Genomic DNA, 25,037 nt, shown 5'->3' on the forward strand with positions numbered 1-25,037 from the left:
TTCTGATGAACAACAATACCTTCACTCTTGATATGTATGGCAATACCGCCCTTTCGACCGGACTGGGCATCGGCGTCACAGCCTTCGCGCACGCCAACCCAATCGCGTCAAACGACGACGAGCCGGACCCGACGCCGCCGACACCTGCCCGGGCCATGCCGATTCCGTCGGCGGCCACGCCGACACCCAAGCAGGGTGAGCGCAGCAATTTTTATCTCGACCTAGATGGCCGTCGCCTTGCCGCCGGCTGGAAGGAGCGCGCGAAGGCCAACGTAGCCGCCATCCTCGTCGCCGGCGAAATCGAGAAGCAGGATCGGCCGGCGATGCGGGAGGAGCAGGAGAAACTTATCCGCTTCACCGGCTTTGGCGCAAGCGAACTTGCCAATGGCATGTTCCGCCGGCCGGGTGAGATCGAGTTTCGCGACGGCTGGGAAGATCTCGGCGGCCTGCTAGAGGCGGCAGTCGACGAGGCCGACTATGCCTCGCTTGCCCGCTGCACCCAATATGCGCACTTCACACCTGAATTCATCGTCCGGGCAATCTGGGCGGGTCTTCAGCGCCTCGGCTGGCGCGGCGGCCGTGTGCTGGAACCGGGCATCGGCACGGGATTGTTTCCCGCCCTGATGCCGGAGGCTTACCGCGCCACCAGCCACGTCACCGGCATCGAACTCGATCCGGTCACGGCGCGCATCGTTCGGCTGCTTCAGCCGAAGGCGCGCATCGTCAACGCCGACTTCTCCCGTACCGATCTCGGCGTCGTCTATGACCTTGCCATCGGCAATCCGCCATTCTCCGACCGGACGGTGCGCTCGGACCACCACTATCGTCCGCTTGGCCTGCGGCTGCACGATTACTTCATCGCCCGTGCGATCGACCTCCTGAAGCCCGGCGGTCTGGCCGCCTTCGTCACGAGCAGCGGCACGATGGACAAGGCAGATGCCACGGCGCGTGAACACATCGCCAAGTCCGCCAACCTTGTCGCGGCCATCCGCCTGCCCGAGGGCAGCTTCAGGCGAGATGCCGGCACGGACACCGTCGTCGACATTCTCTTCTTCCGCAAGCGCAAGATCGCCGAGGCCTCGGACGATGCTTCCTGGCTCGACATCGAGGAAGTCCGCCCGGCCACCGAGGATGAGGGTGCCATCCGCGTGAACCGCTGGTTCGCCAACAATCCCGACCTCGTTCTCGGCGAGCACGCGGTGACCTCCGGCCCGTTCGGCGAGACCTATACGTGCCGGCCGCGCGCCGGCGAGGATCTGCAGACCGTGCTGAAGGCTGCGGTCAGGCTGCTTCCGGAAGACCTCTATGACGGCGAGCCGACCGAGATCGATCTCGCTCTCGAGGAGCACCTGGCCGAAATCGTCGACCTGCGCCCCGGCAATGCCAATGTCCGTGAAGGCAGCTACTTCGTCGACAACAGGCAGGGTCTGATGCAGATCGTCGACAGCCAGCCGGTGGCGATCAAGGTCCGGAAGGGCCGCACCGGCGATGGGCTGTCCGAAAAGCACGTTCGCATCATCCAGAAGCTGATTCCGGTCCGCGATGCGGTGCGCCAGGTGCTGAAGGCTCAGGAGACCGGTCGGCCGTGGCGCGACCTTCAGGTGCGCCTGCGCATCGCCTGGTCGACCTTCGTCCGCGATTTTGGGCCAATCAACCACACGACCGTGAGCATCACCGAGGATGCGGAGAGCGGCGAGACCCGCGAGACGCACCGCCAGCCGAACCTTCAGCCCTTCAGGGACGATCCCGATTGCTGGCTGGTCGCCTCCATCGAGGACTACGACCTAGACACCGACACGGCTAGGCCCGGCCCGATCTTCACTGAGCGGGTCATCGCGCCCCCTGCCCCGCCGGTCGTGACCAATGCAGGCGACGCACTCGCCGTCGTGCTCAACGAGCGTGGCCGCGTCGATCTCGATCATATCGCCGAGTTGCTGCATTGCGACCGCGAGCAGGTGCTCGACCAGCTCGGTGACACTGTCTTCCAGGACCCGGCCGATGGATCATGGCAGACGGCCGACGCCTATCTTTCCGGTCCGGTCCGCACCAAGCTTGTCGTCGCCGAGGCCGCCGCCGCGCTCGATCCGATCTATGGCCGCAATGTCCGCGCGCTGCAGGACGTCCAGCCGGCGCCGCTGCGTCCGTCCGACATCACCGCGCGTCTCGGTGCGCCGTGGATTCCGGCCGCGGATGTGGTCGCCTTCGTCAAACAGAAGATGGACGCGGACATCAAGATCCACCATATGCCGGAACTGGGCTCCTGGACCGTCGACGCCAGACAGCTCGCCTACCGCGCCGCCGGTACGTCGGAATGGGGCACCAGCCGCCGGCATGCTGGTGAGCTCCTCGCGGATGCCCTCAACAGCCGGGTGCCGCAGATCTTTGACACCTTCAAGGATGTCGGCGGCGAGCGGCGCGTCCTGAACGTCGTCGATACCGAAGCGGCCCGCGAGAAGCTGCAGAAGATCAAAAACGAGTTCGAGCGTTGGGTCTGGACCGATCCCGATCGCACCGACCGGCTGGCCGGCGTCTATAATGAGCGCTTCAACAACCTCGCGCCGCGCAAGTTCGACGGTTCCCATCTCCAGCTTCCCGGCGCTTCCGCAGCCTTCACGCTCTATAGCCACCAGAAGCGCGGCATCTGGCGCATCATCGCCGATGGTGCGACCTATCTCGCCCATGCCGTCGGCGCCGGCAAGACGATGACCATGGCCGCGGTCATCATGGAACAGCGTCGTCTCGGCCTGATAGCCAAGGCGATGCTCGTCGTTCCCGGCCATTGCCTGGCGCAGGCCGCGCGCGAATTCCTCGCCCTCTATCCCAATGCCCGCATCCTCGTCGCCGACGAGACCAACTTCACCAAGGACAAGCGGGCGCGCTTCCTGTCGCGGGCGGCCACCGCCACCTGGGATGCGATTATTATCACCCATTCCGCCTTCAAGTTCATCGGCGTGCCCTCCGCCTTCGAGAGCCAAATGATTCAGGATGAGCTGCAGTTGTTCGAGGACCTGCTGACCAGGGTGGAGCCGGAGGACCGGGTGTCGCGCAAGCGGCTGGAGCGTTTGAAGGAGGGTCTGGAAGAGCGGCTTCAGGCGCTTGCCACCCGAAAGGACGATCTCCTGACCATCTCGGAACTCGGTGTCGACCAGGTTGTCGTCGACGAGGCGCAGGAATTCCGCAAGCTGTCCTTCGCCACCAATATGAGCACCTTGAAGGGCATCGATCCGAACGGCTCGCAACGCGCCTGGGACTTGTACGTCAAATCGCGGTTCATCGAGACGAAGAATCCCGGCCGTGCGCTGGTTCTGGCCTCCGGCACGCCGATCACCAACACTCTCGGCGAGATGTTCTCCGTCCAGCGCCTGCTCGGCCACGAGGCACTGCACGAACGCGGCCTGCACGAATTCGATGCCTGGGCGTCGTGCTTTGGCGAGACGGTGACGGAACTGGAGATCCAGCCGTCCGGCAAATACAAGCCGGTCAGCCGCTTTGCGAGTTTTGTCAACGTCCCCGAATTGATCGCGATGTTCCGGGCCTTCGCCGACGTGGTGATGCCGGCAGACCTTCGCGAATATGTCCGCGTTCCGGCGATCTCCACCGGCGGGCGGCAGATCGTCACCGCCAAGCCGACCGCCGCGTTCAAGATGTACCAGCAGATCCTCGATACCCGCATCAAGGAAATCGAGATGCGCGAGGGGCCGGCGCAGCCCGGCGACGACATCCTGCTGTCGGTCATCACCGATGGCCGCCATGCGGCGATCGACCTGCGGCTGGTTATGCCCGCCAACGACAACGAGCCGGACAACAAGCTCAATATGCTGGTCCGGAATGCCTTCCGCATCTGGCAGGAGACCTCGGAGCAGGTGTTCCTGCGCCCGGATGGCAAGCCTTATGACCTTCCGGGCGCCGCGCAGATGATCTTTTCGGATCTCGGCACCATCAATGTCGAAAAGACGCGAGGCTTCTCAGCCTATCGCTGGATCCGCGACGAGCTGATCCGGCTCGGCGTTCCCGCTGGCGAAATCGCCTATATGCAGGACTACAAGAAGTCCGAGGCGAAACAGCGCCTGTTCGGTGACGTGCGCGCCGGTCGTGTCCGCTTCCTGATCGGCTCCTCCGAGACGATGGGAACCGGGGTCAACGCCCAGCTTCGCCTGAAAGCGCTGCATCACCTCGACGTGCCGTGGTTGCCATCGCAGATCGAGCAGCGCGAAGGCCGTATCGTACGGCAGGGTAACCAGCATGATGTCGTCGATATCTTCGCCTATGCCACGCAGGGCTCGCTCGATGCTTCCATGTGGCAGAACAACGAGCGCAAGGCTCGCTTCATCGCCGCCGCACTTTCCGGCGACACGTCGATCCGCCGGCTTGAAGATCTGGGTGAGGGCCAAGCCAACCAGTTCGCCATGGCCAAAGCCATCGCTTCGGGCGATGAGCGCCTGATGAAGAAGGCGGGCCTCGAAGCCGATATCGCCCGTCTCGAGCGTCTGCGCGCCGCCCATGACGACGACCTGTTCTCGGTTCGCCGTCGGCTGCGGGAAGCCGAACGAGATATCGAGCTTGCGACGCGCCGGATCGACGAGATCGGCAAGGACATCGTCCGGCTGGTACCAACCTCCGGCAGGGACTTTACCATGACCGTTCTTGGTGAACGCTATGACGAGCGCAAGGATGCCGGGCGCGCGGTGATGAAGGAGATCCTCACCATGGTCCAGCTTCAGCAGGACGGCGAGGCGCAGCTCGGATCGATCGGCGGCTTCGATATAGTCTACGAGGGTGAGCGCTTCGGCAAGGATCGCTACCACTATCGCACTGTCCTGCAGCGCACCGGTGCCGATTATGAGATCGACCTGCCGGTCACGGTGACGCCGCTCGGCGCAATCTCCCGTCTCGAGCGCGCGCTCGACGATTTCGAGGGAGAGCGATATCGCCACCGCCAGCATCTCGAAGATGCAAAGCGGCGGCTTGCCTCCTATCGCGCGCACGAGACCGGGACGTTCTCCTTCGCCGACGAGCTCGCCGCAAAACGTCGAGAGCTGGAGGAGGTCGAAGAGGCATTGGCGGCTGAAGCGCGCGCCGCTATAGAACCCGCCTCGCAAACGGCGTGACGAAGCTGATTGTTCTAAAAGAAGCAAAATAGCGATTGCATGGCTGCGTTGCACAATAGTTGTTTTCAACCGGCTAAAAAACAGTCATTATACTTGAAGTTGATGCTTACGGCGATCTTTCTCCCAGTATCGCCGCTTCAGCTGTTCCCCTCTGGAGGTTTTGACCTTCATGCTTTAATGGGTCGCGGTTTCGCTGGCCCATTTTTTTCTGCCTTCCCTTTGGTTGCACTCCTACCTTCTGCAGCCGGATAAACTCGGCCCTCGTACCGCAATGAAATGGTGCTCACGTCATCGGCGCCCTCCAACCGGTAGAAGGGCGCATCAAGAGCGGGATCTGGCAAAAAAGGAAAAAGGGAATGATGAAATGAGGGAGAAGAAAACTCCTCGCAGATCGGCCCTGCCGGCGCCGCTCGCGCTCAACCGCCCCCTCCTCAACCCTGCCCATCGTTCTCGCACGGCTTTGCCCCGCTCGCCCCGACGGACAGGGCCGCTCGGGCGCAGTTGCACCGGCCTGTCCGCTCCGCGCTCCGGGAAGTGTCTTCGGAAAGAACTGAAGACAGTCAAGAGCTGGCATAGGGCCGGCTCGGCAATCCCCGGAAGGAGCCAATCTCATGCAGATCCTCAAACTCGATCCCCGAGCGCTCAAGGACAATCCCGACGATACGCGCCGCTCGAAGTCATCTCCGCAGTCCGATGCACTGCTGCTGGCGACAGTGAAGGCGGTCGGCATTATCCAGCCACCGGTCATTTCGCCGGAAGTCGATGGCGGTAACGGCTATATCATCCAGGCCGGCCACCGCCGCGTGAAGCAGGCGATCGCCGCGGGACTGGAGGAAATCACCGTGCTCGTCGTTGAGGCGGCCAACGACAACGGCGCCATGCGTTCCATGGTGGAGAACATTGCGCGTGAACCGCTCAATCCCGTCGACCAATGGCGCGGAATCGAACGCCTCGTCGCAATCGGCTGGACCGAGGAAGCAATCGGTGTGGCGCTGGCACTCCCGGTCCGGCAGATCAGGAAGCTCCGGCTACTGGCCAACGTGTTGCCCGCCATGCTTGATCACATGGCACTCGGCGACATGCCGAACGAGCAGCAGCTTCGCACCGTCGCCGCTGCCTCGCTCGACGAGCAGAAAGAGGTCTGGAAGGCGCACAAGCCGAAGAAGAACGAGCGGGCCGACTGGTACAATATTTCGCGCGCCCTCTCCAAGACCCGTATGTTCGCCAAGGATGCGAGTTTTGGTGACGATCTCGCGACGGCCTATGGTATCGAATGGGTCGAGGACCTGTTTGCGCCGGCCGATCAGGACAGCCGCTACACAACCAATGTCGAAGCGTTCCTTGGCGCCCAGCAGGAATGGATGACCAACAACCTTCCCAAGAAGGGCGCCATCATCGAGGTCAACAATTGGGGTCAGCCGGAACTGCCGAAGAAGGCGGAACGTGTTTACGGCAAGCCGTCGAAGTCGGACCACGTCGGCATGTATCTCGACCGTGACGGCAAGGTGCAGTCCGTCGCCTATCGCATGCCCGAGGACAAGAATAAGTCCAAGGGCGGTTCGTCCACAACGGGCGGAGCCGAGGACACCGACAATGGCGCTATCGTCGATGCACCGAAGTCCCGCCCCGACGTGACCCAGAAGGGCCAGGACATGATAGGCGACTTCCGCACCGATGCCCTGCACGAGGCGCTGGGCCGTGCCCCAATCGAGGACGAGACGCTGATGGCATTGCTCGTGCTCGCTTTCGCCGGCCTGAACGTCCGCGTCGATTCCGGCGCCAACGATACCGTGCTCGGATCGAAGCGCTTCAAGCGCCATGCCGCCCGCCTCATCGCAGAAGACGGCAAACTCGCCTTTGACGGAGAGACGTTGCGAGTGGCCGCGCGTTCGATGCTCATCGACGTGCTGTCGTGCCGCCGGGGCATGTCGAACAGTGGCGTTGTTTCCAGGATCGCCGGTGATGCCATCGGCGCGGACAACTTCCTGCCCAACATGGGTTCGGAAGACTTCCTGTTGTGCCTGTCTCGTCAGGCGATGGAGGCGGCGGCTAAGGAAGCGAACGTCCTGCCGCGTCAGAAGGTACGCGATACGCGTGCGGCTCTCGTCGATCATTTCATGCAGGAAGGGTTCGTGCATGCGTCTGCACTCTTTGTGCCTGATCGCCAGGACATTGCCGATCTCCTCAAGAATGGCGAGGTCCTCGATCAAGATGCCACCGTTGATGACGACGCCGACCTCGATACCGCGGTAGAGGCAACCGTCGGCAAGGCCGATCCTGATGAGGAAGGCCTGATCGCCTTTGAGGACGAAGTCGAGCTCCCGGGCACTTACGATGAAGGTGCCGAGAAGTTCGAGATTGATGAAGAGCAAGACGCATACGCAATCGCCGCGGAGTAGCCACGCCGTCTCTCACCTTTCGAATGATCAGCCGCCGCCGGTGAAGAGCACTGGCGCCGGCTTTGTTTTCCAACCCATCCAAATCAAGGAGAGCAGCATGTCCGCTCATCTCGCATTTATCGCCCCGATCGGTTCCGTTCTGGCATGGTCCGATGGCAGCCCACGTCCACCCGAACGTCATCGAAAGAAGCTGTCCGCCTGGCAGACCAACAACAGTCGTGGTCGGCTGATCCGCAAGCAGGATGAACGTAGCGCCGGTAACATCATCCTGCCACCCAGCTTCACGCTACACGAAAGCGATTATGGCGGCGGCAGTGTCATCGCCATCCGCGTCCATCGCACGTTTTCGCTGGAGACGAGCCTGGTATTCACCATCATCGAGCGTCCGGCCGCCGGCAGTTGCCGTGTCTTCGATCGGCCTGGCGACAATGCCGAGCTTGTTCACTTCGCCCCGAGCCGACAGGCCGCGGAACATTGGCTGACCACTCACGGCTATCCGTCGGCTGTGCTCGAAGATGTCACGGCCGATGAGATCGCCGCTGACGCTGTGGAAGGGAGAGCCGCCGCATGAGCGATCTTCCCACGCCGAATACACAAGACCCTACCCCCGAATTTCCGGGGGTTTCATTTGGTCGATCCAGTGAAGGGTTTCCCGTCGCGCGTGTCGGTGATGGCGCCTTCGCCATGCTGCCCGGCCATGCCGGACGGTATTATCTGGCCACCGGCTGGAAGATCGGCCGTCCGCTTTACGAGTGGCGACGCGCAGACTTCTACGGCCATTCCGGCGAGCTCGCCGATGAGGCCGCCTTTACCGCTCATGTTATCGAGCAGGCGGAGCATCAGCGCGAGAAGGAGGCGCTCGGACGTCGGGACATTCCTGGCCATGCGCAAACGCCTTGGGGATCGTCCCAGAACACAACCGTCTATGATGAAGGGATCGAGTTCCATTCGACTTCCAGCCACGGCGGCTTCAAACTCTCGCCCGAGCGCAACATCAAGGTCCACCGCTCGCTTCGGGCGGCTGATGGGTTCTACGAGGAAGATTGCGCCTGGGCGATCGTCGCAATCACGTTTGTCCATCTCTTTACCGGCTTTGAGAGACGTTGTGCGGCTTCGACCCTGAAGGATTGGGAACCCGATGCATGGGAGGCCATGACGCTGACGTCTCTGGCTCCGGGCCAGTCCCATGTCAAGGATCGCCGCGCCTTTGAACAGGCCCATGCAAATGATTGGGTGGTGATCTCGGCCCTGCGATCGGATCATCATCCTGGTATGACCGAGGTCATCGCCACGCGCGGCGGCAAACGCGATCTTCATGCTGGCGAACGGCGCTTCCTCGTGCCGAGCACGGAATACGTGGTGGGCCGGTTCGGATTTGTCATCGATGAGGCGCAACATGCCGCCTACGACGGCCCGTCGAGCTTTGCTTCATGGTCAGGGAGGAACGCGGCATGATTCCCCCCATCGATCGACAGGCCGCGTTGCGCCGCATGCAAGCGGCGAGCCGACAGACACGGCATCAGCTCGATGTGGTCGAGCGGCAGATCATCCGCAGCATGACCGCGTTGGTTCCATTGCTTGGGCGACAGAAAACCGCCTATCGCCGTGGTCGGCCGCCTGAACCCGACGCCTTTCTCGCCCGCTACCGCTCCAATCTTGCGGCGATCACCGCGGAGCGCCAGCCCGAGATCGATGCCCTCTCGCGCAAACTTGCCCGTCAGGAGGCGGCGATTGATGCGTTGCAGGCACGTCGTTGCCTGCCAAATAGCGAAAGGCGTGTAGCATGAGCCGTTTTGTCATAGAAACGACCTATCATCTCCCGGTCTATCGCCAGCGGGTCTATGAGGCTGCATCTGTCGGAGACGCCTGCCAGCTTGCAATCGCCGACGAGGGCTGGGAGGACGAAGATGAGGATGTCGATACGTCCGGCGAGACTTTCGTCACCGGAATCTGGGAGAATGCCGATCGTGCGTATCAGGGAACGGCACGGATGATCCCAGACGCGTTCCGCGAGACAATCCGGCGCAAGGCGGATCTGTTCGACAGGCTCGTGGTCTTGCTCCGTGAGCTGGCGCAGCCCCTGGGTCTGTCGGAGGTCGCTTTCCGGCGCTGGCTACCAAGCGTTCTGGCTGCATTGGCCGAAGCGGACGCCATCCAAGGCCGCAGCTCAATGCTTCCCGGCGAGCCGACGGAGGACATGCCATGAGACGGCACGAGCCGCTTCCGCCGCTCACGGACAGGCAAGTCAACGCGCTGCGGGATTACGCGGTGCGACATGGTCGCTCATGGAAACGTATCCTCAACGACGCCTGGATGGGCGAAGCCCCACATGACGACGGTCCCATCCTGCGTCGGTTACGCAATACCCACGGCCCGACCTGGCTCGATCGCTACCGTCTGCCGAAACCATAGGCAAGACTGGCGTCCCATGCTCGGCGCTTGCGCACAAACTCGGTGCGCAGGACCGGGCGTTTGATGGCGTTTTACCAGCAGTGGATGCGCCGGGTGCAACGAACCATCCTCCCCTGCTTCGAGGTCAGGCCGCCGGCCCTTCGTCTTCATCTCCGTGTGCATCTCGGCGGAGCTGCCATCGGCCAGCACATGTCCTGCTGCATGGCGCATATCTGACGCTTCGGCTTCCCGGCGGCAATCCTGGACATAGGGGCGCAACTCTCCGATTGATCAGAGACATGGTTGCGTGACGGGTCTGGCGCGGACTTTGCATGGCTTTTTTTCCGGCTCCGATATCCGGGATTGCCCTCCCGGCCGTCCTGCCCTTCGGTTTTGTGGCGGTCTGAACCATCGCCCATTCGTTTCAAGGCCGCGTTCCGCGCCGCGGGACGGCCGGTCATGCCGCTTGTCGCAAAGCAGGCACGCGCGCTTCTCAGGACCTGCGGTCCCGCTTGCGCGCGCCCCGGCTTTTCTCGATCTGGCCTGCCCGGACCCTGAAACGCCCGGTCTGCGCCGGTTCCTTTCGACCGCACCGAAGGACAGAACGGCCAGGAGGCCGAACGCTTCGGAAAACCGAAAAGGATTTCACCATGGCAAAGCCCGCAACCCCTTCACGTCAATCCACACTCTCGGCCGCTCGCCCTTCTGCCCGCGTCGTCCAGCTCCGCAAGGGCGCCACGATCGAGATGGTGCGCCTGACATGCCCCGACGAGGCCCAGGCGCTCAGAATCGCCGAGAGCTTTGGCACCGCTATTCTCGACAGCGACGGCATCCGCGACATGCACGAGCGCATGATCGTCGAGACCGCAGCCGGTCTCGCAGAAGGCCTCGGTGAACGCGCGATGCAGATCCATCTCCAGCGCATCGTCGGGGCCTATGTCGGATCGGCGCACGGAGCCGGCCAGTTCTACAGCAAAGCCGTAAGCGAAGCGCGCGACGCTACCGCCAAGGGTGCGGCTGACGACCGGGACGAGGACCTTGATGGCCCCGTCGGTTACGACAGTGCCGCCCAGCGCAAGCGCGAATTCGCGGCTGACATGGGCATTCAGGCGCACGCATTGCGCGTTGCAGCCGAAGGTGCGGTGTCTGCCTACGAGCAGATTGTCGGTGAGGTCTGGAAGCCCTTTGACCGACCGGTCGAAAATCCCGGCCAGACGCTCGACCGCAAGGCGGCCGCGGCACAGATGTCGGCCTTCGACTGAGGTCAGCGTGGCGGAGCTTCGGCTCCGCCATCTCGCGTGTCGGACTTTGAGGCACTGCAGGCGCCTTAAGAACGCAATTTAAGGAGATCGGCGGCCGTGGTGTCGAGAACGTCTGCGATCTTCTGGACCACGTCGATGGTGGGGCTGTAGATACAGCGTTCCAGAGAGCTGATATAGGTTCGGTCCAATCCAGCGCGATGGGCCAGCTCTTCCTGGGAAATATTTTGAGCGGTCCGGCGGTCCCGGAGATTGGCGGCGAATGTTTCTCGTATCATCATGGCACGAGATTGATCGCCTTGTAGAGAATACAGCCACGGAGTAAACTCTACATACCGGTCGTTGTATTGTTCCGGCGTGACGAGGGGGAAATCATTGCAGATGAACACAAAGAAACCGCATCCCGTAGACGTTGAGGTCGGAAAGCGCATCCTGCTGCGCAGAAAGATGATCGGCATGAGCCAGGGCACACTCGGAACGGCTCTCGGCATCACGTTTCAGCAAGTGCAGAAGTATGAAAAGGGCACCAATCGTGTTGGCTCCAGCCGGCTCAGCCATATTGCTCAGATTCTCGGCGTCCCGGTTTCCTATTTCTTCGGCGAACTGAGCGCTGCGGATAACAAAGACGATTCCATCGCGTTGAATGATCCCGTCATGGCATTTCTGGCGACCGATGAAGGACGGCAATTGAATATTGCCTTTGGGAAAATTTCCTCGCCCGCGATCCGAAAGAGAGTGGTCGGACTCGTCGCGGCGATCTCGAAAGGGGTCGACGAGGCATAAGTTGGTCGTCCGCTTCGCGGTCATATTTTATCTCGATGCGTCCGATGCCCGATCCCGCATGAACATTCCCGTTCACCTCTTCTCGACAATGCCGATGCGTCTGCGGTTCAGGTAGACGCGACACAGGTCGCGACCCCGTCCCTTCCGTCGGTTCTGCAGGCGCCAGCGGCAAGTCGCAACGGCTGCGCCGTCCTCCACTTTGTTGCGGCCGTTCCGGTGCGCCTCCCCGCCTGACGGCCCCTGCTTACGCCCTCCGTGACGGGGCCGCGACTGGCGCGGCCTCCTGAGATGGAGGTTAAGAAAATGAGCAGGAAATCAGAAGGCGAACGGATCGACGTCTATACGAAGATCACAGACAGGATCATCGCCGATCTTGAACAGGGCGTGTGCCCATGGATGAAGCCATGGAATGTAGCCAATGCAACGGGACGGATCACCCGCCCGCTTCGCCATAATGGTCTCCCCTACTCCGGCATGAATGTGCTGTTGCTCTGGTCGGAAGGCCTGGAACGAGGCTTTGCGTCATCGGTGTGGATGACGTTCAAGCAAGCCCTTGAACTGGGAGCTGCGGTCCGGAAAGGCGAGACCGGCTCAACCGTGGTATTTGCCAGTCGCTTCACAAAATCCGCAACCGATGGCAATGGCGGTGAGGTCGATCGGGAAATCCCGTTCCTGAAAGCGTATTCGGTGTTCAACGTCGAACAAATCGACGGACTTCCGGATCAATACTACCAACCCGCCGCCACGGTCGCGGATCCGATCGAACGGATTGCCCATGCCGACGATTTCTTTCGCAATACCGGTGCGATCATCCGTCGCGGCGGCAACCAGGCATTCTTCAGCCCCGTCACTGACCATATCCAGATGCCGCCGTTCGAAAGCTTCAGGGATGCGGAAAGCTACTATGCGACGCTTTCTCATGAATCGACCCATTGGGTCGGGGCAAAGCATCGCCTGAACCGCGATCTTAGCCGCTATCACAAGGACCGATCCGAGCGAAGCCGCGAAGAGCTCATTGCGGAACTTGGGAGCGTTTTTTTGTGCGCCGATCTCGGAATTTCTCCCGAACTTGAGCCGCGACCGGATCACGCGTCCTACCTGCAATCATGGCTGACGGTTCTGTCAGGCGACAAGCGCGCGATTTTTCAGGCAGCTGCGCACGCCCAGCGCGCCGTCAATTATCTCCATGACCTGCAGCCGGCGCTCTCGAACGCGAAGGAGGCAGCCTAATGGTTTCGTCAAGCTGCATTTTTGAAGTTAGCGGTGAATGGGTTTCTTGTTTGGAGAATTGCCCATACGACGTTTACGCGTCGTCTCGCGAGGGCGATGACGGCTTGATTGTGACGTTTCCCCTCGGCGCGTTTTCGGTCGTAAAAGGCTCGGCTTTCCGGATCTGCGAGCGCGTTGAAGGCGGACTGGAAGAAGACGCGCTTGAGGTTCTTATTGCCGCCTGTGGAGCGTCGGATGGCTCTGGATTTGCCGGACTGACGCAGGACGGGCGTGAGACCGGCTGCGGCGGCCAACGCATCGGCCGATTGGAAGCGGTGGCCGGAACCGACACAAGCGATGAAGTCTGCCGTCAGCACGGCCCCCATCCCCGGCAGGCTTCGGATGAGGGCCGCATCAGGGTGGCTTTCGAGAAGGGTTTCGAGATCGGCGTCGATGCGGTCGCGCTGGGCCCGGGCGGCCAGAGCTTCGGCGGCGAGGTCCTTGACCAGCCTGGCTCGGGTCTGCGCGCCGGGCACGTCGATGGCTTGAGCCTTGGCCAGAGCAACGGCATCCTGGGCCATGGTCTGGGCATCCCGCATGCGGGGATAGGCCTTCGTCAGCGAGCGGACGAGATGATGCGGCTTGGCGCTGCGCAACTCGTGCGGAGCGGCGAACAGGCTCAGGAAGACGAGGCCGGCCTTGGTCTTCACGTCGATGCGCCTTTCCAGCGCCGGAAAGAGCGAGGACAACAGATCGCGCAGGCGCGCAAGGCGTCGGGTCTGATCAACGACGACTTCGCGGCGTCGACCGACGAGCAGGCGGATGTCTACATCGATCTCGGTCTCAGTCTCGACCGGCCGCAGATCGGCGCGGGTTCGTGCGAGATCGGCGATTGTCGCGGCATCGCGAGGATCGGATTTGTTCTCTCCGCCGCGCATACCCTGCCGCGCACGGTTGACCGCAAGGCCAGGCGTGTGAACGATACGCATGCCGTCGTCGGCCAGCATCGCGCAGAGCAGCGTGGCACAACCGCCCAGCAAGTCGAGGGCGACGGTTATGCTTTCGGCTTCCAGCACCGACAGTTCGCCGATCAGTGCAGCGATCCCTTCCGGATCGTTTCTGACGGCATGGCTGAAGATGGGCTTTGCGTCCGCGCTGATCACGCAGGCCCAATGAATGTCCTTGGCGGCATCGATGCCGACGTAGAAGTGCATGGCTTCCTCCCTGAAGTGTCCTCCTTTAAGCGGCAACCTTCCCACGCCGTCCTCGCCCTACACAGCGATGATCCGCAGAGCCTAATCAGCGGTCGGGTCAGGTGTGGAGACCAGGCGGATCTGCCTCCCGAGCCATCGAGGGCGGCCAGCATGATAGCCATACCCGGTCTCCTGCCTTCCAACATACTCGGCCTTAAAAGCCGTGCCGGAAAGGCAGATGTTGAAACGCACTTCATTGGTAGGGCCGCGTGATGGCTATCCTGGCCTCCGAACGCCTGCTCATCCTCGCTTGCTCAGCGACAAAACGAGGGGAGCAGAAATATCTTCGAGCAATCGAGCGCTACGACGGACCTCTATGGCGCACTCTTCGCGCGGTCGATCCCGATGGAGAGAAAGCCAAAGTCGCCTTTCTTTCCGCGCATCTCGGCTTCCGCGCGGCCGACACACCGATCGAGATCTACGATGCCCGCATGACGGCTGAGATGGCAGACGCCATGATGGCCGGCGATCTGGGCACGCGCTGGCCACGAGCGAAAACCCAACGACGACGCATGCCATCGGGCGAGCATCCCGGCATGCATATCTATTCGCTGCGTGACGGGCCACACGGTCCGGCGTTTTCCGATGTCGCTCTCGTGGCGGACATCTTTAACTCGATGTCATGCGGCATCTTGTGGGCCTGTTCCAGGACGCTGGTCATGTGTCCTCGGACGCTCGCGTCAGTGAGATCAACGGGCCCATCGGATTTATGCGCCGCGAGTTGAGATTGTGGCTCGAAGGCACGGACCGGGAGAAAAGCTGATGCTCTTCTCCCCGGTTGAACAAAGGGAGAGCGGTGAGCGCTCTTCCATTCGTCTTCGAACGCTGTCGCTCGGCGCCGGCGTCCAGTCCACGACCCTCGCGCTCATGGCCGCCCATGGCGAGATTGGCCCAATGCCCGACTGCGCCATCTTCGCCGACACAGGTTGGGAGCCTGGCGCCGTCTATGAACATCTGCGATGGCTGATGTCGCCGAACGTATTGCCGTTCCCAGTGCATGTCGTCTCGGCCGGTAATATCCGCGACGAAATCCTGGCCGCTGGTCAAGGAAAACGTTGGGCGTCCATTCCGGGCTTTACGAAGACCGTGACCCCCGCTGGTGCCGAGATCCCGGTATTGGACGAAGACGACGATGGTGAACTGATCGAAGTGGGTTCTCGATCCACGGCGACGGAGACCGTGTCGATCGGCATGATCCGTCGTCAATGCACGACCAGCTTCAAGATCGAGCCGATCCGGCGGAAAATCCGCGAACTCGTAGGTCTGAGGCGCAAGCGGTCTCCGGATTATCCCGTGGTCGAAACCTGGATCGGGATTAGTTGCGACGAATTGATCAGGGCCAAACCAAGTTTCGAGCCCTGCAGGTGAAGCGATTTCCCCTGATCGAGAAGCGGATGAACCGTCAGGATTGCCTTCACTGGCTCCGCCGTCACGGCTACCCCGAACCGCCGCGTAGCGCGTGCATCGGCTGCCCCTTCCACGAAAATGCCAGGTGGCGGCATATGCACGACCACGATCGCGAGAGCTGGCATGACGCGGTCGAGGTCGACAACGCATTGCGTAACGGCATTCGCGGCATTCGTGGCATTCGGGGCGAGGTCTATCTCCATCGATCGTGCGTTGCGCTCAAACAGGCGGATCTTTCGACGCTTGCTGACCACGGCCAACTCGATCTGTTCGGCAACGAGTGCGAGGGCATGTGCGGCGTATAATGTCTGACCCGGCTCAAAACATGCCGAGTGAGCCCGTCTCTTCGTTCGGCCGTTAAGACTCGCGTATTCACGGCCCGCTCCACTGCCAGGACCCCGCCTGTATGTGGGCCAGCACGGCATGAGTGCTTGGTGTGGGCGCATTGCAGCATATCCCGGATAACATGCCATCAAGGAAGGCGCATTCTCGCAAGCGGCCAAATGTCACGATAGCATGGTGATGCGCACGGACGGACAGCGGCAAAGCGATCAATGGCAGGAACGCACCCGCAGCGTGGTCCGTGTGCACTCTTGCGGCGATCGCAGGCAGCCGTCGCCGAACAATCGTCGATGTCCCCGGCAAACACGTTCATTCGACGGTCGCCGGCCACACCCACGCAGAACTCGATGGATTTGGTGTGACCGAAGGACGCCTTCGTCTCGATCGTCTTGACCGCAACGGCCGTCCGCAACTTTCTTCCCCTGCGAACAGGTTCGCATTCCTCGCGGAAGCCAAGAAAGTGGCTACCGGCCGCCCTCCACTTCGTTGCGGCCCAAAGCCACCCCACCCGCGCAGGCGCAGCGGGGACCCCGGCGGGTGCGGCGTCGATCGCCATCGGTCCTTACACCGCCATCGAGGCCGCGGCGGGCGCGGCACGAGAAACCGAAAAGGAACACGACAATGGCAGTCATCGGCGAATTCGCAACCAACGGCAACAACTCCATCACCGGCAACGTGCGCACCCTCACCGTCAGCATGCGGGCTCGTCTCAACCCCGTCGAACGCGTCTCGCGCGACGCCCCCGACTTCCGCATCACCGCCGGCAACGGCGTCGAAGTCGGCGCAGGCTGGAAGGCGATCTCCAACGACGGCGAGGAATACATCTCGGTCAAGCTCGACGACCCGAGCTTCAACGCCCCGATCACCGCGGCCCTGTGGCCGGGCGAAAAAGACGGCGAGTACGCTCTCATCTGGAACCGCCCCAAGCGCGAGGCATGATCCGCATCGCCCCGCCGAAAGGCGGGGCCCACCCGCATCCAACTGAAGCCGAGGCCGGGCGTCGAACCCGGCTTCGGTTTGCCTGCAATCGAGAGGCGATCCCGCGCAGAATAGTCAAATAATTCGTATAATTCGATTAAGTTGAAGGAGCGCGCCCATGCAGAGATTTACCACCGTCGAACTTCTCAGAGACATCAAGACGGTGACGATGGCGGTCGACCGCCAACCTGTCGCCATCACCCAGCATCGCAAGCCGCGCTATGTCTTGATGACTTATGACGAATTCGAGGCCATGAAAACCAGGGGCGATCCTCGACGCGTCTATGGCGCCAATGAAGCGCCACAAGAACTCGTCGACATCATCATGCCCGAACGTGATCGGCTGATTGCGGAAGGGCGAGAGACCGATGGCTGATATTCCTGTCAGCGGCTCGATCCTGCGATACCCGTATCTTTGGGCGTGGCAGCGTGACAAGGGCGAACCCGAGGGCCGGAAATCCCGTCCCGTCTGCCTGGTTCTCGCCCTGCCGAAGGGTAAGCAGACACATCTCATCATCCTGGCAATCTCCGGGACGCCGCCACGTCCGGATCAATCCACCCCGGAAATTCCGCAGCTGGAATGTCGGCGAGCGGGAGTCCGAGACTGGAAGGAAGCCTGGATTACCGTCTCGGAGTTCAATCACGACATTGCGGAAGCGTCGTTCTGTATGATCCGAACGCCGAGATGCTGGGCAGCTTCAGCAAGGGCTTTCTGGCCAAGGTCGCCTCAGCCTTCAAGCCATTTCTTTCTCGTATGGATGCACAGGTCGACCGCGCAGACTGACAATTGGCCGAGCACCGCTTCCGGGTCTATGACATCGTAAGGAGCGGGCGAGCCGCCTTCGGCGACCGTGTGCTATTCGCTGCGCTCACGAAGCCCGCGCAGCGGTCTTGCGCCCACTCGGGTGACGCGCACATCTCGCGATACCAGAAGCAAGCTTCGCATCTTCTTTGCACCGACCCCTTCTTCGTCCGGATGCATCCAGGCGGAGCGCATGAGTGGCGGCAGTCGGTCCCGGCTCACCCTTCGGGTCGCTATGCTGAGCCTCCTGCGGCTGCCTTTCTTTCCGCTCAATGCGCGACGAGAATTCCCGAAATCCCGCCCATGGCGGCGCGATGCTGATTTCTCCGATACTCTTCATTTATACCAGAGCGCTCCTCGAAAATCACTCGTGCTCGAGGCGAAGTCGAACGTTCCCGGCACGAGGTAGGATCGATGCGTACTTTCCTTCCCGGCAAATCACCCCCGTAATTTTTGTGGCAACCCAACGCATGACCGTAAAATTGACGATTTACAATTCAAGCTGCATTCCACATTCTCTGTATGAGCAGGCTGCCGCGGAGGAGCGTTGTGAATGCCGATAGAAGGAAAACCGTAGCTGGCTACGATCCCAGAGATGACGATCGTGGAGGTACGCTGCCGGTCGCATGCACATCCTGTCAGATCGGCACAGGCGGAATATGTAAAGTGCTGGCGCCTGCGCAATTGAGAGAGCTGGGCAAAGCCGTCAAGCATAGACGCCTTGATGCGGGTTCCCGTTTGGTAGGGCAAGGCGAGCCGGTTGCAAGCTATGTCAACGTCCTGAGAGGCGTTGTGAAGCTCTCGAAGCTTTTATCCGATGGCCGTCAACAGATTGTCGGCCTCCAATTCTCCTCGGATTTTGTCGGCCGTCCTTTTTCAGCTGAAAGCCCGGTCACAGCGGAAGCCGCGGTTGACCTTGAAGTCTGTGTCATCCCGAAAACGACAATGGACCGCCTGCTTGCCGAACAGCAGGAATTGCAACACAGGCTGCACGAGCAGACGTTGGCGGATCTGGATCTCGCACGGGATTGGATGCTGACGCTCGGTCGCAAAAAGGCGCTCGAGAAGGTTGCCACTTTTCTATATTTCATTGCGGACAAGAACAATGTCTTGAACGCCACCAACGTAGAATTCGAACTTCCGCTGACCCGCGAAGAAATGGCTGATTTTCTGGGGCTGACAATTGAAACGGTGAGCCGGCAGATGACCAATCTCCGCAAGACCGCAATCATATCCATCCAAAACAAGCGAATTGTGAATTGCCCTGATCTGGCCAGGCTCAAGCGAGCGGGCGGTATTGAATAGTGCAAGCCAACGCTGTGCTTTGTTGTCTCCGATTCCGCTTGCCACGGCGGGTCGGTCGTTGAAACGAAGACAATCACCGTCACAGCATTGTAAGATCGTCAGGGGCGACTAATCCCGCCGCGAGCTCGTCCGACTGCCGCAAGTGGGACTTCCCGATTCCACCGATGTCGGGCTGGATTCCAAATGCACTCGAATAAGTTTTTCGGGACGAGCATGATCGAAAGCTATAGCGTGGCGAGCACAGATATTGCGTCGCATCGTGAACTTCCGCAATCGTCGACGCCATAGTTGAAATCCAACCGGGTTAGCGACGTTGGGCGCGTCCAACTGCGTCCTCGATGTGGCATGTATGATCGAAGACCGGCAGCGCCTCAATCGTCCTCCCGCAACGGTCGGCCGTTGCCTTTTTCCGCCGCGCGCAGGCGCGCTTTGCATCGCGAAGCAAAAAGCCATCGCCCGGCCGTCCTCCACTTCGTTGCGGCCCCTGCGGGATGCGGTCCGATCGTCCCCGATCTTTTGACAGCCATCGAGGTCGCGGTGGTCGCGGCCCGAACAACCCGAAAGGATCACGACAATGGCAGTCATCGGCGAATTCACCACCAACGGCAACGCAATCACCGGCCAGGTCCGCACCCTCACCGTCTCCATGAAGGCCCGCCTCAACCCGATCGAGCGCACCTCCCGCGATGCCCCGGACTTCCGCATCACCGCAGGTGCCGCCGAAGTGGGCGCCGGCTGGAACAAGATCTCCGGCGACGGCGAGCCCTACATCTCGGTCACCCTTGACGATCCGAGCTTCAACGCCCCGATCAACGCGGCCCTGTGGCCGAGCCAGACCGAAGGCGACTACACGCTGGTCTGGAACCGCCCCAAGCGCGAAGCCTGATCGGGATTCGGCCCCGCCCACAAGGCGGGGCTCTTGCCTCGCTGATAGTAAGGAGGAGCCGGGCATCGAGCCCGGCTCCTCCTCTTTCGGTGGCATACGGAGAGATAAGGGGTCTGCTCAGATCCGCCGAGGATGCCGGGGAGCCGCGCCAGCCTCAAGGACGAGCGGCCTCCGCCAATTTTTATGCCCGACCCTCATGGGCCGGACAGAAAAATCGGTTCCTCCCCTCGCCGCCTCCGGCGGTCGCTATCGCGATCCTTGACCCTGCCCCGTCTCCCCGACTGCGGGCGTCATCTTTCTCAAACATCAGGAGATGACGATGACGATCGAATTGCACATCGAGGAACTGAAGGCCGAGTTGAACCATTGCGATCCGGCAGAGCGCCGCCAGATCGAAGCCGAACTCGAACTTGCCCAGGCCGAGTTGTCGGTGATCCTGGCCGAGCAGGACGGCGCCATCGACGCAGAGCCGCCCTTCTGAGGGCGGCCCATCATTGCCCACCGGCGGCGGCCGTGGCGGTGCCGCGCGGGGTTCATTCCTGCTTGTCGAGGACGGTCGTCTATCCCGGGGATCGTGCATCCCGAGCGTCATGCCTCAACCGTAAGCCGCCAGAATTTTCTCCGCCTTCAGCTCCCCGCCCAACCCAAAATTCCGGCGCCTAACGGTCCTCCACTTCGTTGCGGTCGTGCCGATGCGGCATTCCTTTCCGGTCTGCAATCCGTCCCCGCGACAACCGCATCAACAAGGAGAAATCTCATGAACCGCCTCGCCCAGTTCCTCAACGCCACCGGCCGCCGTCTCGGCATCCTCGCTCAGGTGATCTGTCACTTCTTCCGTCGTGGGAAGCTTGGCCTGAAGGTCGCCATCAAGGTCCCGTTCTTCGTCGAGATCGAGATCAGCTACGAACGCGATAGCAATCGTTTGCGATGAAGAGATCGGGGCCGCTCAGGCGGCCCCGATTGCATGCGAACGAGGTTGGCGGCGCTGGCCCAAGCCTGCGCAGTTCACGGCCTGGATGGCTTGGGGCTGTAGCCGCGCGCCCGCTTCTGGCGCGTGAGATCGAGGAACAGGTGAACCGCTTCTTCTTCCCGTTCGAAATGATGGACCTTCTTCTGTCCTCGCTGGCCGATCCGTCCCCATTGCCGCGTGAGGCAGGTGTCACCGAATAGCGTCATGGAAATCTCCATGACATAGTAACGGGCCATATTCCGGGAGGCATCCGTGCGTTCGACATAAAGATGGTAGGGTTGAGCCAGCATGCCGGCAGGATCGGCATTTCTGCTCTTTCGGTCCAACGAGACTTATGAATCGTTCAGGGGACACCGATTCATTTCCGTGATGCGTTTGTAGTCGCTCGAGATAGAGTTGGGCGAGACGGCTTCGCCGCACGGCTCTATGCGCAGGCGCACCGAACCCCCTTCGCGGTTTCGGCCCATGCGGGTTGCGATCCTCTCGCGCGCCGGCCGACGCCCGGGGGAAGGAGTCGTTCCGCTGACATACCAGGATGATATATCGCGCGCACCATGCTCGCCACTTGCCGCTTATCGGCACCAACTTACACGTGGGCTTTTCCAGTGTCGGGCGAGGCCCTCTCTGACCAGGGTTTCACCGAGAGAAGCGTTCTGCCGCAGGACGATGCGCAACTTCCGCCCATAACGATCCTGGTCGCGATCGCCAGCGACAAGCGAGAAAGGTCCGGCATTGAGCAATTGGAGCAACCGCTCCCGCGCGACTTCGCCCGCTCGGCGCTCGGCCTGACAGGCGGGCTCGGAGATCTCAGGCGCGTCGATATCGGCGATGCGGATCTTGGTTCCCTCGAGCCAGAACGTATCCCCATCGACGACGCAGGTGATCCGCTTGCCCGTCCCGCATAAAGCAAAGGAACCCTCGAGTGTATCGGTCGCCTGCGCGATTCCAATCATGGCAACGAAAGATGCAACGACTGGCATGCCTTTCCAAATCGACAGGGTGGTCAGATCGCGGCCCGAGAACATCACTGGCGTTCCCTCGCTGCGTTGTTGATGACGTCGCAATGTCATCGATCAGTATCCCAACCATCCAAGAATGTCGGCACCGAAATACTCTCCCGCTTCGTCAGCATAAGCGATGACGTCGTCCGTCTGCACATCAATCAAAGCGGAATCGGCGCCTCGGACCACGGCCTCGACCAGATGGATGCGGCATTCATCAATCGCTTCCTCACCGGTGACCTGCGCTTCACAGGCTTCCCAATATCTCATCGTTCAACCTCAGCGCTATTTGAGTAGGCATCCGGCGCAGGCATGCCTGCGGCGAACCTGTGAAATCTGTTTTCGGCGAGGCACGACTTCATGTCCTCGCGCCGGAACCAGATGGCGCGGCCGCATCGAAGCGGAGGATTGCCGGCAGTGAACACAACCTGTTCGTCCGCCCGCATGCGCAACACCTCGTGGGGCTGGATCAGCGGCCGCGCCGCCAATTGCTTGGAACGGGTTCTGGACGAGCCGCTCGCCTGAAACGATCGGCTGACCTGGTCGATCTCGACCGTGGTCGTGCCGCAACGGCGCGAGATATATTCAGCGGTCTCAGGGTCGTTGATCGCGGCAAACGAAATCCAGCTCGCGCTCTCGAACCACTTGCTGGCGGCGTCCCGCCCGCCGAAGGTTTCGCGCAGCTGACCGATCGACTGATAGATCATCGTCAGTGTAATGCCGTATTTTCGGCCGGCGTCGCGAGCAGTTTCCAGAATGCGCATGTAGCCGAGCCTGGCCACCTCATCCAAAAGAAAGAGCGCGCGGCCCTTCATCGCGCCGTCACGATTGTAGATCGCGTTCAGAAACGATCCGATGATGACGCGCGCGAGGCCGGAATGGGTTTCCAACGTCTTGAGATCGATATTGAGAAACACATCCACAGAACCGCCCGCTATGTCTTCAGTGGTAAAGCTTGATCCCGACACAAGTGCTGCATAGTTCGGATAGGAAAGCCAATGGGTCTCCTTGACCGCATTGGCATAGACGCCGGAGAAGGTTTCCGGTGTCATGTTGACGAAAGCCGCGACGTTCTCCTTCACGAAATCAGATTTGGAGTTGGCGTGAATGGTCTGCAGCCGTTCACGCAGCTTCGGCTCGGGCTCGGCAAGATTCTGACGCACTTGCCGGAGCGTCTGATGTTCCGGCCGGGTATGCCCGGAGAGACATACGTCCGCGATCATGGCGGTCAAAAGCTGTAGTCCCGACGAGCGAAAAAAGTCGTCGCGAACACCCGTCGCCCGTCCGCTGTCACTCATGATCCATGAGGCCACAGCCGCGATGTCTTCCTCTTTCGTATTGCCGTGACGGCCGATCCAGTCCAGGACGTTCAACCCGACCTCGGAGTTTCGGGGATCGAGTATGTGGATGTCGCGGCCGGCCCGGCCACGATGCGCGCTGACCATCGGCGCGACTTCGTTCGACGGATCGAGGACGATCAACGGACCGCCCCATTTCAGGGCCGTAGGGATCGTCACCGAAGTCGTTTTGAATCCGCCCGAACCGGCAAAGACGATACCATGCGAAGAACCGAACGAGCCGTCGAAACAAAGCAGCGGCGCCTTGCCGCCGGCGCCCCAGGTCTCGGGGCGGTCGGCGCGGAATGCGAGCGCCGCCGTGCTGTCGCGGTCGACGCGATATTTTTCGCCGATCACAATACCGCCAGCTTCGGAAAACAGCTTTTCCGCGTCCTGCAGCTTCATCCATTCGGCCTCGCCGTGCAGCGCACGCCTGCCGCGGATTCGCTTCGGCTCCGAGCGTGCGAAGGCCGCGTTGCCGAGCATCGCAACTCGGATCGCGAACAGACCCGCAAACATCGCGACCGCCCCGCCTGTCATCGTCGCAGGATCCGCATAGGAAAGGACGGAACGGCCGGCCGCGACCGCGTCGCTCAAGGCCCAGAGCCGGTATCCTTCTCTGATCACGGCGATGCCGATGATGGCGGTGCAGCCTGCGAACACACTCCATCCTGCCGTCTTGATATTCGCCGATCCGTTCGTGGCAAATAACGACATGAGACCTATGGCCGCCCCAGACACGTAAGGTAGGGCCAATCCGATCCGCGCGAGGGTCAGCTTGGCCTGCTCGGTCTTGCCGAATGCCGCCAGCCATTGTTCGATGCCCGGCAAAACCAGCGCCGTGACGATCATGATCAGCGGCGGGATCATTGCGAGCATGATCCTATTCGCGGTCATTACCGAACGCCTCCGCCCCTATCGCTATCAGCCTCGACCGTTCGGTCTCGTCTGCCTCGATCCTGCGGCCGGCATCGATCAGAAGTCCGAGCAGGAGCGCGCGCTTCTCATACCGCAACCCCGCCTTGACGATCAGGCCACCCAGCTCGATCTTCTCGCGGGCATCCTTCTTGCGGGCTTCTGCCACGGATAGCTTTTGCATCCGCTCAAGCCTCGCCAGGTTGGCCCGCAGTCGTGCCAAGGCCGACCGCCGATGGGGGAGCGCTGGCCGGCTCGCTTGTACCGGCTTTTGCCTTCCCGGACGATCCGGTTTTGCCTCCGCGAAACCGCTTCGCCAGTTCCTCGAACGCCGCCTGCAACTCCCCCTCCTCAATGTCGATATCGCCAAGGCCGGCCTTGAGCGCGACGCGTCCGATCCGCTCGGCCTCACGTGTTTCTGCGAGTTTCAGCTGCTCCTGAAGCTTGACGATTTCATCACGTATTTTCGAGGAGGGCTTCTTCATCGGCTTTCCTTTCCGGCGTCGGATGTGAATGTGATGCCGGAATCCTTTCCCAATTTTCTCCCGGACGCGAGGTGTCAATTAGCACCTCGCCAAAGCGCCAGCTTTTGGCGAATGATCCCGCCGTTTCGAAGAAGCGGATCCAAGGGCGCAATTATACGTCGCGGGTGCGACGTGTTGCTTTTGGCCCTGGCGGGGCCGCTTCTTGCG

24 protein-coding genes and 1 pseudogene are annotated in these 25,037 nt (G+C 61.4%); 17 read left to right on the top strand and 8 right to left on the bottom strand.

Annotation, left to right across the window (positions count from 1 at the left end; all coding sequences use genetic code 11):
* The first annotated feature begins 5 nt into the window (after positions 1 to 5).
* The 7 genes from N5D22_RS19180 (at position 6) to N5D22_RS19210 (ending at position 11,160) form a co-directional block, all read left to right on the top strand.
* The gene (locus N5D22_RS19180; RefSeq protein ID WP_279657325.1) at positions 6 to 5,108 is read left to right on the top strand and encodes a DEAD/DEAH box helicase family protein; all 5,103 of its coding nucleotides are present in this window, start codon (positions 6 to 8) and stop codon (positions 5,106 to 5,108) included.
* 611 nt (positions 5,109 to 5,719) lie between these two features.
* Positions 5,720 to 7,507, top strand: coding sequence for a ParB N-terminal domain-containing protein (locus N5D22_RS19185; RefSeq protein ID WP_279657326.1), 1,788 nt, complete (start codon positions 5,720 to 5,722; stop codon positions 7,505 to 7,507).
* Between the two features lie 97 nt (positions 7,508 to 7,604).
* Positions 7,605 to 8,078, top strand: a complete 474-nt coding sequence (locus tag N5D22_RS19190; RefSeq protein WP_279657327.1) for a hypothetical protein — start codon at positions 7,605 to 7,607, stop codon at positions 8,076 to 8,078.
* Complete coding sequence (locus N5D22_RS19195) at positions 8,075 to 8,962, top strand: hypothetical protein (RefSeq protein WP_279657328.1); 888 nt, start codon at positions 8,075 to 8,077, stop codon at positions 8,960 to 8,962. The genes N5D22_RS19190 and N5D22_RS19195 overlap by 4 nt, the downstream gene beginning before the upstream one ends.
* Positions 8,959 to 9,294, top strand: a complete 336-nt coding sequence (locus N5D22_RS19200; protein WP_279657329.1) for a hypothetical protein — start codon at positions 8,959 to 8,961, stop codon at positions 9,292 to 9,294. The genes N5D22_RS19195 and N5D22_RS19200 overlap by 4 nt, the downstream gene beginning before the upstream one ends.
* On the top strand, positions 9,291 to 9,713 hold the full coding sequence (locus N5D22_RS19205; protein WP_279657330.1) for a hypothetical protein: 423 nt from the start codon (positions 9,291 to 9,293) through the stop codon (positions 9,711 to 9,713). The genes N5D22_RS19200 and N5D22_RS19205 overlap by 4 nt, the downstream gene beginning before the upstream one ends.
* An 835-nt stretch (positions 9,714 to 10,548) precedes the next feature.
* Positions 10,549 to 11,160 (top strand): hypothetical protein, encoded by a 612-nt coding sequence (locus N5D22_RS19210; RefSeq protein ID WP_279657331.1) that lies wholly within the window; start codon positions 10,549 to 10,551, stop codon positions 11,158 to 11,160.
* A 65-nt stretch (positions 11,161 to 11,225) separates the two neighbouring features.
* Here N5D22_RS19210 and N5D22_RS19215 read toward each other — a convergent pair whose 3' ends face one another.
* The gene (locus N5D22_RS19215; protein ID WP_347881161.1) at positions 11,226 to 11,546 is read right to left on the bottom strand and encodes a helix-turn-helix transcriptional regulator; all 321 of its coding nucleotides are present in this window, start codon (positions 11,544 to 11,546) and stop codon (positions 11,226 to 11,228) included.
* On the opposite strand from N5D22_RS19215, the gene N5D22_RS19220 reads away from it, so the two are divergent.
* Positions 11,533 to 11,940 carry a helix-turn-helix transcriptional regulator gene (locus tag N5D22_RS19220; protein WP_279657332.1) on the top strand — a complete coding sequence of 136 codons (408 nt, stop codon included), beginning with the start codon at positions 11,533 to 11,535 and terminating at the stop codon, positions 11,938 to 11,940. The genes N5D22_RS19215 and N5D22_RS19220 overlap by 14 nt on opposite strands.
* A gap of 303 nt (positions 11,941 to 12,243) precedes the next feature.
* Positions 12,244 to 13,170 carry a zincin-like metallopeptidase domain-containing protein gene (locus tag N5D22_RS19225; protein ID WP_279657333.1) on the top strand — a complete coding sequence of 309 codons (927 nt, stop codon included), beginning with the start codon at positions 12,244 to 12,246 and terminating at the stop codon, positions 13,168 to 13,170.
* 8 nt (positions 13,171 to 13,178) lie between these two features.
* Here N5D22_RS19225 and N5D22_RS19230 read toward each other — a convergent pair whose 3' ends face one another.
* Positions 13,179 to 14,363, bottom strand: coding sequence for an IS110 family transposase (locus N5D22_RS19230; RefSeq protein ID WP_279657334.1), 1,185 nt, complete (start codon positions 14,361 to 14,363; stop codon positions 13,179 to 13,181).
* Positions 14,364 to 14,614: 251 nt separating this feature from the next.
* Here N5D22_RS19230 and N5D22_RS19235 point away from each other — a divergent pair, with 251 nt between their 5' ends.
* From N5D22_RS19235 to N5D22_RS19270, 8 genes and pseudogenes are all read left to right on the top strand, one after another.
* Positions 14,615 to 15,127 (top strand): hypothetical protein, encoded by a 513-nt coding sequence (locus N5D22_RS19235; RefSeq protein ID WP_279657335.1) that lies wholly within the window; start codon positions 14,615 to 14,617, stop codon positions 15,125 to 15,127.
* 37 nt (positions 15,128 to 15,164) lie between these two features.
* Positions 15,165 to 16,114 (top strand): annotated as a pseudogene (locus tag N5D22_RS19240) (hypothetical protein).
* Between the two features lie 658 nt (positions 16,115 to 16,772).
* Positions 16,773 to 17,090 carry a DUF736 domain-containing protein gene (locus N5D22_RS19245; RefSeq protein ID WP_279657336.1) on the top strand — a complete coding sequence of 106 codons (318 nt, stop codon included), beginning with the start codon at positions 16,773 to 16,775 and terminating at the stop codon, positions 17,088 to 17,090.
* 157 nt (positions 17,091 to 17,247) lie between these two features.
* Entirely contained in the window at positions 17,248 to 17,505 is a 258-nt protein-coding gene (locus N5D22_RS19250) for a type II toxin-antitoxin system Phd/YefM family antitoxin (protein WP_279657337.1), read from the top strand.
* 1,041 nt (positions 17,506 to 18,546) lie between these two features.
* Positions 18,547 to 19,236 carry a Crp/Fnr family transcriptional regulator gene (locus N5D22_RS19255; protein WP_279657424.1) on the top strand — a complete coding sequence of 230 codons (690 nt, stop codon included), beginning with the start codon at positions 18,547 to 18,549 and terminating at the stop codon, positions 19,234 to 19,236.
* A 574-nt stretch (positions 19,237 to 19,810) separates the two neighbouring features.
* Positions 19,811 to 20,122: a DUF736 domain-containing protein gene (locus tag N5D22_RS19260; protein ID WP_279657338.1), complete on the top strand. Its 312-nt coding sequence runs from the start codon at positions 19,811 to 19,813 to the stop codon at positions 20,120 to 20,122.
* A 319-nt stretch (positions 20,123 to 20,441) separates the two neighbouring features.
* Positions 20,442 to 20,603, top strand: a complete 162-nt coding sequence (locus tag N5D22_RS19265; RefSeq protein ID WP_279657432.1) for a hypothetical protein — start codon at positions 20,442 to 20,444, stop codon at positions 20,601 to 20,603.
* A 276-nt stretch (positions 20,604 to 20,879) separates the two neighbouring features.
* On the top strand, positions 20,880 to 21,053 hold the full coding sequence (locus N5D22_RS19270) for a hypothetical protein (protein ID WP_279657339.1): 174 nt from the start codon (positions 20,880 to 20,882) through the stop codon (positions 21,051 to 21,053).
* Positions 21,054 to 21,127: 74 nt separating this feature from the next.
* On the opposite strand, the gene N5D22_RS19275 is transcribed toward N5D22_RS19270, so the two are convergent.
* From N5D22_RS19275 to traC, 6 genes are all read right to left on the bottom strand, one after another.
* Positions 21,128 to 21,382: a WGR domain-containing protein gene (locus tag N5D22_RS19275; protein WP_347881162.1), complete on the bottom strand. Its 255-nt coding sequence runs from the start codon at positions 21,380 to 21,382 to the stop codon at positions 21,128 to 21,130.
* Positions 21,383 to 21,664: 282 nt separating this feature from the next.
* On the bottom strand, positions 21,665 to 22,072 hold the full coding sequence (locus N5D22_RS19280; protein ID WP_279657427.1) for a thermonuclease family protein: 408 nt from the start codon (positions 22,070 to 22,072) through the stop codon (positions 21,665 to 21,667).
* A gap of 93 nt (positions 22,073 to 22,165) precedes the next feature.
* Entirely contained in the window at positions 22,166 to 22,363 is a 198-nt protein-coding gene (locus N5D22_RS19285; protein ID WP_279657340.1) for a hypothetical protein, read from the bottom strand.
* Complete coding sequence (gene traG, locus N5D22_RS19290) at positions 22,360 to 24,327, bottom strand: Ti-type conjugative transfer system protein TraG (RefSeq protein WP_279657341.1); 1,968 nt, start codon at positions 24,325 to 24,327, stop codon at positions 22,360 to 22,362. The genes N5D22_RS19285 and traG overlap by 4 nt, the downstream gene beginning before the upstream one ends.
* The gene (locus tag N5D22_RS19295) at positions 24,314 to 24,529 is read right to left on the bottom strand and encodes a type IV conjugative transfer system coupling protein TraD (protein ID WP_279657342.1); all 216 of its coding nucleotides are present in this window, start codon (positions 24,527 to 24,529) and stop codon (positions 24,314 to 24,316) included. Before N5D22_RS19295 ends, traG begins: the two co-directional genes overlap by 14 nt.
* A gap of 4 nt (positions 24,530 to 24,533) precedes the next feature.
* A complete protein-coding gene (gene traC, locus N5D22_RS19300) occupies positions 24,534 to 24,830 on the bottom strand; it encodes a conjugal transfer protein TraC (protein WP_279657343.1) in 297 nt (98 codons plus the stop codon).
* Positions 24,831 to 25,037 lie beyond the last annotated feature (207 nt).

Origin of the sequence: Agrobacterium sp. GD03872 (assembly GCF_029840625.1) — a bacterium.
GTDB classification, from domain to species: Bacteria; Pseudomonadota; Alphaproteobacteria; order Rhizobiales; family Rhizobiaceae; genus Agrobacterium; species Agrobacterium fabrum_A.